Source organism: Mesorhizobium sp. M0601 (assembly GCF_040320845.1).
GTDB lineage: Bacteria > Pseudomonadota > Alphaproteobacteria > Rhizobiales > Rhizobiaceae > Mesorhizobium.
Genome location: NZ_JAMYQK010000012.1, coordinates 142,315 through 149,042 on the forward strand (window position 1 = coordinate 142,315; position 6,728 = coordinate 149,042).

Annotated in this window: 7 protein-coding genes; 4 read left to right on the forward strand and 3 right to left on the reverse strand. The window is 63.7% G+C overall.

Annotated elements, in window-relative coordinates; all coding sequences use genetic code 11:
- Positions 1-60: 60 nt before the first annotated feature.
- Positions 61-486 (forward strand): VOC family protein, encoded by a 426-nt coding sequence (locus tag NKI41_RS14380; RefSeq protein WP_352473963.1) that lies wholly within the window; start codon positions 61-63, stop codon positions 484-486.
- On the opposite strand, the gene NKI41_RS14385 is transcribed toward NKI41_RS14380, so the two are convergent.
- A complete protein-coding gene (locus NKI41_RS14385; RefSeq protein ID WP_023678284.1) occupies positions 483-1,433 on the reverse strand; it encodes a S1C family serine protease in 951 nt (316 codons plus the stop codon). The genes NKI41_RS14380 and NKI41_RS14385 overlap by 4 nt on opposite strands.
- Before the next feature lie 169 nt (positions 1,434-1,602).
- On the opposite strand from NKI41_RS14385, the gene NKI41_RS14390 reads away from it, so the two are divergent.
- The 3 genes from NKI41_RS14390 (at position 1,603) to NKI41_RS14400 (ending at position 4,096) form a co-directional block, all read left to right on the forward strand.
- Entirely contained in the window at positions 1,603-2,472 is an 870-nt protein-coding gene (locus NKI41_RS14390; protein WP_352683628.1) for a S1C family serine protease, read from the forward strand.
- A 7-nt stretch (positions 2,473-2,479) separates the two neighbouring features.
- Positions 2,480-3,115, forward strand: a complete 636-nt coding sequence (locus NKI41_RS14395) for a helix-turn-helix transcriptional regulator (RefSeq protein ID WP_352473965.1) — start codon at positions 2,480-2,482, stop codon at positions 3,113-3,115.
- 114 nt (positions 3,116-3,229) lie between these two features.
- Positions 3,230-4,096: an SDR family oxidoreductase gene (locus NKI41_RS14400; protein ID WP_352473967.1), complete on the forward strand. Its 867-nt coding sequence runs from the start codon at positions 3,230-3,232 to the stop codon at positions 4,094-4,096.
- Between the two features lie 54 nt (positions 4,097-4,150).
- Here the strand turns inward: NKI41_RS14400 and NKI41_RS14405 are convergent, their stop codons facing one another.
- Both NKI41_RS14405 and NKI41_RS14410 read right to left on the reverse strand, forming a co-directional pair.
- Entirely contained in the window at positions 4,151-4,666 is a 516-nt protein-coding gene (locus NKI41_RS14405) for a TIGR00645 family protein (protein WP_352450730.1), read from the reverse strand.
- 239 nt (positions 4,667-4,905) lie between these two features.
- Positions 4,906-6,728 (reverse strand): OmpA family protein (locus NKI41_RS14410; protein ID WP_352683630.1); only part of this gene is annotated, 1,823 nt, incomplete at its 5' end.

Here is a 6,728-nt window from a genome sequence, read left to right on the forward strand (position 1 = left end):
AGCCTGTATGTTATTGCCATTTACATGCAGACTGTATGTTATTTGCCGGGAGAAGGAAAGATGAGGACGACGAGCTATTATCCGGTGCTGATGACGAGCGACGTTGCCGGCACGGCAGCCTTTTATGTTGCGCATTTCGGCTTCAAGCCGCTGTTTGAGGCGTACTGGTACGTGCATCTGCGCTCAGCCGAAGATCGCCGCGTCAACCTCGGCATCGTCCAGGGCGATCATGAGACGATCCCGGAGGAAGGGCGGGGCCGCACATCTGGCCTGCTGATCAATTTCGAGGTCAGGGATCCGGATGCCATCTATGAGCGGATCACCGCCGCTGGCCTGCCGATCCTGCGAACGCTGCGCGACGAACCCTTCGGCCAGCGCCATTTCATCACCAGGGATCCCAACGGCGTGCTGATCGACGTGATCAGGCCGATCCCGCCGAGCCCAGAATTTATGGCGCAATATGCGCAGGGTGCTGCGGCGCGCTAACTCGCACGCGCCAACGGCATCACGGTGACCTGAGTAATGCCGGAGCGGCGCACCACCGTGCACAGTGTCTCGCGGCCGATTCGCTCGGCGTCGAGCATGCGCACCAGATCGTCGACGCCGGTGACCGGGCGGCCGTCGATGGCGGCAATAATGTCGCCTTCCCTGAGGCCGGCTTTGGCCGCCGGGCTGTTCTTTTCGACGGTGCGCAGGCGCACCGCCGTGCTGCTCGATACTTGCGACAAAAGGGCTGCGCGGCGCGGCAGGTTGGTGGTGTCGGCGGAAACGCCGATGAAGGCACGGCGCACACGGCCGAAGCGGATGATTTCCGAGATGACGAAATTGGCGGTGTTGGAGGCAACCGCGAAGGCGATGCCTTGCGCGCCGTGGATCATCGCGGTGTTAACGCCGATCACCTCGCCAGCCGAGGACACCAGCGGTCCGCCAGAATTGCCGGGGTTGAGCGCGGCGTCGGTCTGGATGACGTCGTCGATCAGCCGGCCGGTGGAGGCACGCATCGAGCGGCCGAGTGCCGAGACGACGCCAGTGGTGACGGTCCATTCGAAGCCGAGCGGATTGCCGATGGCAATTGCAATCTGGCCGCGCCTCAAACGCTTGGAATCGCCAAGCGGCGCAACATCGGCAAAGTTGCCGTCGGCGCGCACCAGCGCAATGTCGGTGTCGGGATCGCGGCCGAGCACGCGGCCTTCCCTGGAGGCGCCGTCCGGCATTGACACGCGTACGCTGCGCGCATCGCCGACGACGTGGAAGTTGGTGACGACCAGCCCGTCCTGCGCGATGACGAAGCCGGAGCCATGGCCACCCGGGCCACCGATGCGCTCGATGCGGCAGACGGCGGGCCCGATGCGGTCGACGGCATCGGCGACCGTCGCCGAATAGGCATCGAGAAGGGCATCGTCATATTGCAATTGCTGGGCGGGCAGGGCCATCCGAGGGCTCCGTTTGGAACAATGTGAACAATGCCTATATGTGCGGAGCGGCCGGACCGGCCGCGACCTGACCAGATGGCCAGTCAAATGCCCAACTAGCCGTCAGGCGAGTATCCGCCAACGCCCTGCCGGGCGATATCTGGGTCACGAAGAACCCAGGAGACAAATCATGAGCGATTTCAATCTGAGCACGTTTTCCGACGCCATTGCCGACATCGCGGCAGCCGCGGCACCAGCGACGGCCAGCTTCGCGACGCACCACCGGACGTCAACTGCTTTCCACTGGCGGGACGGCTATTTCGTCACTGCCGAGGAGGCGGTCGAGGCCGGCGAGGAGATCGAGCTGACGTTTTCTTCGGGCGAAGCCGTCAAGGCGGAACTGGTCGGCCGCGACCCGTCCACCGGCACGGCCGTTTTGAAACCGGCCGGCGCGCCGGCCGCCCCGTCACTGGTAAAGGCGGATGCGGTGCGGCCGGGCAACCTGGTGGTCGTGGCGGGCAATAGCGACGGCACCTCGCTCGCTACCTTCGGCACGGTCGGCGAGGTCGGCCCGGCCTGGCGTTCAATGCGCGGTGGCACGATCGACCGGCGCATCAACCTTGCCGTCAATGCCGGCGGCCGTTTCGAGGGTGGCCCTGTGCTCGACGCCAAGGGCGGACTGATCGGCATGCTGCTGTTCGGGCCACGCCGGCGGGCGCTGGTCATGCCTTACGAAACGATCGAGCGGGCAGTCACGACGCTGCGCGAGAAGGGTCATGTGGCGCGCGGCTATCTTGGCGCCGGCCTGCATCCGGTCCGCAATGGTGATACACAGGGCGCCATGGTGATGAGTCTCGACGATAACGGGCCGGCGAAATCAGCCGGTCTCAGTCTCGGCGACATCATCGTGTCGTGGAACGCAGAGACGGTGCTTGGCCCGCGCGAGCTGATCCGCAAGCTCGGGCCGGACAGCGCCGGTGCCTTGGTGACACTCGGCGTGGTGCGCGGCGGCGAGAATCGTGAGGTTTCCCTGACCATCGGTGAAAAGCCACTGAGCTGAGGGATAGATGGTAAGCGGTGAGGTCGCTGGCAGACGGCTGACGGTGCTGATCGCGCTCGGTGACGCCGAGCGCACGCGAAGTCTGTCCGCCATTCTCGCCGCGACCGATGATCTGCGGCCGGTTCTGGCCGGCGAAGTCGACGGGCGTGAGGCGGCGGATGTCGCCATCGTCGATGATCATGGGCTACAAGGCGGGCTCGTCGACGCGGCTATGCCTCGCGTGCTGCTATCGTCGCGAGCGGCCCGCGAACGGCCGGCCGATACAGTGTTTGCCGTGCTGCCCGTGCAAGCGGACGAGTTGCTGATCGCCGCCGCCGCGCGGCTCGCGGCTGCGGGCTACCGGATTTCGCGTGACAGTCATGCTCTATCCGATCTGCATCACGATTTGACCTTCCATGGCAGCGACCGGTTCGAAGAGGAACCGACTGACGAGCATATCGTCCGGCCGACGCTTTCGCCGCGGGAAGGCGAGGTGCTGGCGCTGCTGGCCGAGGGCGCGCCCAACAAGGTCATCGCGCGACGGCTGAACATCTCCGTGCACACGGCGAAGTTCCACGTCGCTGCGATCCTGACGAAGCTCGGTGCCGCCAACCGCACCGACGCGATTGCCATCGCCATGCGGCAGGGCCTGGTGCTGGTCTAGTTCAGATTGTCTCAAGGCCGACGCAGCGTAACCCGCATGCGGTGTGTTGGGCCTTGCGCGGCGGTTCTCAGCCGCGCAAGGATCGTGTCTTTCATGTTGCAGGAAGGCGCAAGGATGTCGCTCAAGGGAAAGACGCTTTTCATCTCCGGCGGGTCGCGCGGCATCGGGCTGGCGATTGCGCTGCGCGCCGCGCGCGATGGCGCCAATGTGACGATCGCGGCCAAGACCGCCGAGCCGCATCCGAAGCTGCCCGGGACGATCTACACGGCGGCGCACGAGATCGAGCAGGCCGGCGGCAAGGCGCTGCCGGCGCTGTGCGACATTCGGGATGAAGAACAGGTCGCCGAGGCGGTCGCCAAGACCGTGGAGCGGTTCGGCGGCGTCGATATCTGCGTCAACAACGCCAGTGCCATCCAGCTCACCGGCACGTTGGAGACCGATATGAAGCGCTACGATCTGATGCACCAGATCAACACGCGCGGCACTTTTCTCGTCTCCAAAATGTGCATTCCGCACTTGAGGTTGGCGGAAAATCCTCACATCTTGAATCTGGCGCCGCCGCTCGACATGAAGGCCAAGTGGTTCAAGAACCATGTCGCCTACACGATGGCAAAGTTCGGCATGTCGATGTGCACGCTGGGCATGAGCGCCGAGTTCGCCAGGGACGGCATTGCGGTCAATTCGCTATGGCCGATCTCGACCATCGACACGGCGGCGGTGCGTAACCTCCTGGGCGGGGCGACGGTGGCGGCGATGAGCCGTTCGCCCGACATCATGGCCGATGCGGCATACGCCATCCTGGTCAGGCCGTCGCGTGAGGCGACCGGCAATTTCTACATTGACGAAGAAGTGCTGCGCGCTGAGGGCGTCAGCGATTTCTCGGCCTATGCGCCGGGTGCGACAGGCCCGCTCGCCGGCGACTTTTTTGTGCCGGACGAGGTGTTCGGCCGGACGGATACCAAAATCAAAGGTATCTACTGACGGAAAGTATCTAGCTGACAGGCATATCTCTTAAAGACCGGCACAGACGTGTGCTCAGTCTTCGGCTTTCTTGGCTTTGCCAAGACCCATCAGCCGGTCGATATAGGCAAGCATCAGTGCCGACAGAACGAAGGCCAGATGAATGATGGTCAGCCACATCAGCTGGTCGGTCGTGTAGGAGACCGAGTTCAGGAACACCTGCAAGAGGTGGATCGAGGAGATCGCTACGATTGTCGAGGCGACCTTGACCTTCAGCGAGCCGACATCGATCGTGCCCAGCCAATGCACCTTGCCGTCATTTTCATCGAAGCGGCTGACGAAGTTTTCGTAACCCGAGATGATCACCATCACCACCAGTGAGGCGACCAGCGCGGCATCGATGAGGCCGAGTATTTTCAGGATGGTGTCGGTGTCATCGAGCGTGAAGGCAACGGAGACGAACTCGAACAGCTTGTTGCCGAAGGACACGGCATAGATGGCAAGTGCCGCACCCAGTCCGAGATAGAAGGCGACCAGCAGCCAGCGCGAGGCGAGAATGATCGATTCGATGGCGAGTTCGAGGCGCTTCATGCGGCGATTCGGGCTCCGTTGTCGGAGTGCCGTATTTCGGGCAGGCTGCGGCGGTTTGCAAGGTTTCAAAAAAACGAAACCCCGCCGGGGAGGGGAACCGGCGGGGCTCGTGTGTCCCGCTGGAGTCGGGACAGGGCAGGGAACGCCCTTTCCAGAATCTGGGATGGGTAACCGCGCGTTTCAAGATTGATGACCGCGCGATTCAATGGTTGATCAAATCGCGCGGTTCACATTGCGGTTTATTGGGCGCTGGCCACAGGCGCTACCAGGGGGGTAATCCGGCGGATGGCGACGCGGCGGTTCTCGCGGTTGGGTCCCGACGTGTTGACCTTGAGATACTCCTCGCCATAGCCCTGCGTCGTCAGGTTCTCCGGCGGGATGCCAAAGGCGTTGGTCAAGGCTTCGGCGACCGCCTCGGCGCGGCGGTCGGACAGAGCAAGGTTCGCTTCCGGTGTGCCGACAGCGTCGGTATGGCCCTCGATCAGGAAGCTCTCGGCCGGGTTTTTCTTCAGCAGCTTGTCCATGGCGTTGGCAACACCCTCCAGCTTCTGGACCTCGGTGTCGGAAATCGAGGCCGAACCGAATTCGAAGTTGAGCGTGTCGAGGTCGATGCGGCGGGCGATGTCGCGCACGCGGGCCGAGCGCTTGACCTCGTCGATCGAATAGAGGCGCTGGACCCTCTCGACCGGCGGCCGTTCGAGGAAGGTGTAGTAGTCGTCCGGATCCTCGACCTCTTCGGAATCCAGAATGTATTCCTCTTGCGGGATGGTAAGGCGCATCGGCGGCAGGTCGTCGCCCGGGTCGCGCCAGTCTGCATCATCGTCATAGTTCCGCTCGTCGACATAGCTCAGCACATATTCGCGGCCGTCGGGCGCGAAGCGTGAACGCTGGATGACGTCGCCGTAGCGGTTGCGGATGGTGACGATCCGGACACCATTGTCACGCTCAACGATTTCCCGGGTGCGATCGCCCGACAGGTCCTCGTAATAGACATTCCTGGCGCCGCGGTGCATGCGCGGTGCATCACTGCTTTCGACGAACGTCTGGTTGTTGAACTGCAGGATAACGCGGTCGCCGAATTCCCTGACGACGTTGGCACCCTGGGGGCGCGGACGACGACGAACATCCTCGACGTCCGGCGCACGCTCGACGCGCTTGCCTTTTTCCTCGGTCACCGGAACGATCTTTTCAGGCTTGATCTCCCGCTGGGCTGCCCGGTCGTCGGTGGGTGGCGGCCCCTGATCGACCGGAGCCGGCTTCGGGGCTTCCACCTGGTTCTCGCCCTGCTGGGCGGGCTGGTTGCCCTGCTGCTTACCGGCATTTTGGCCGCGCTCCTTGCCACCCTTGCGCTTGCGCAAGACATCCTTCTGGCTGTCCAGAACAGGTGCCTCGTTCGGATTGGCCTGGGCTTCACCCTGGACCGGATTTTCACCCTGGACCGGCGCGGCCTGGCCAGTCGAAGGCTGTTCGCCGGTCGAGGGCTGTTGCTCTCCTGTCACCGGCTGTTCGCCGACAGGCCTCTTGCCACGTTTCTTGATCTTGTCCTGGGGCTGTTCGCCCTGGACGGGAGCGGCCTGCTGCTCGATCGGAGCCGGTTGGGCCTGTGGGGTCGCTTCCTTATTGGTCGGCGCCGGCTGGCCTTCCGCCTCCGTGGCGGGTCCGGTCAATTCAGCAGGCTTCTTGCGCTTGCCCGGCTTTTGTCCGGGCTCGACAGTCGGAGCCTGTTCTGCCGGGGCAGCCTCGATCTGCTGGTTCTGTTTTTGCTTCTTCTTGCGCGGGTTGACGTTGGGCTGGTTGTCGTTTGCCGGCGCTGCCTGCTCGGCCGGTTGTTCCGATGGGGCCGCTTCGATCTGCTGCCGATTGCGCCGCTTCTTGCGGGGTTGCTCGGTCTCGGCCGGAGCGATCTGCTCGGCCGGAGCGGATTCTGTTTGCTGCTGCTGATTGCGCCGCTTCTTGCGGGGTTGCTCGGACTCGGCTGGAGCGATCTGCTCGGCCGGAGCGGATTCTGTTTGCTGCTGCTGATTGCGCCGCTTCTTGCGGGGTTGCTCGGACTCGGCTGGAG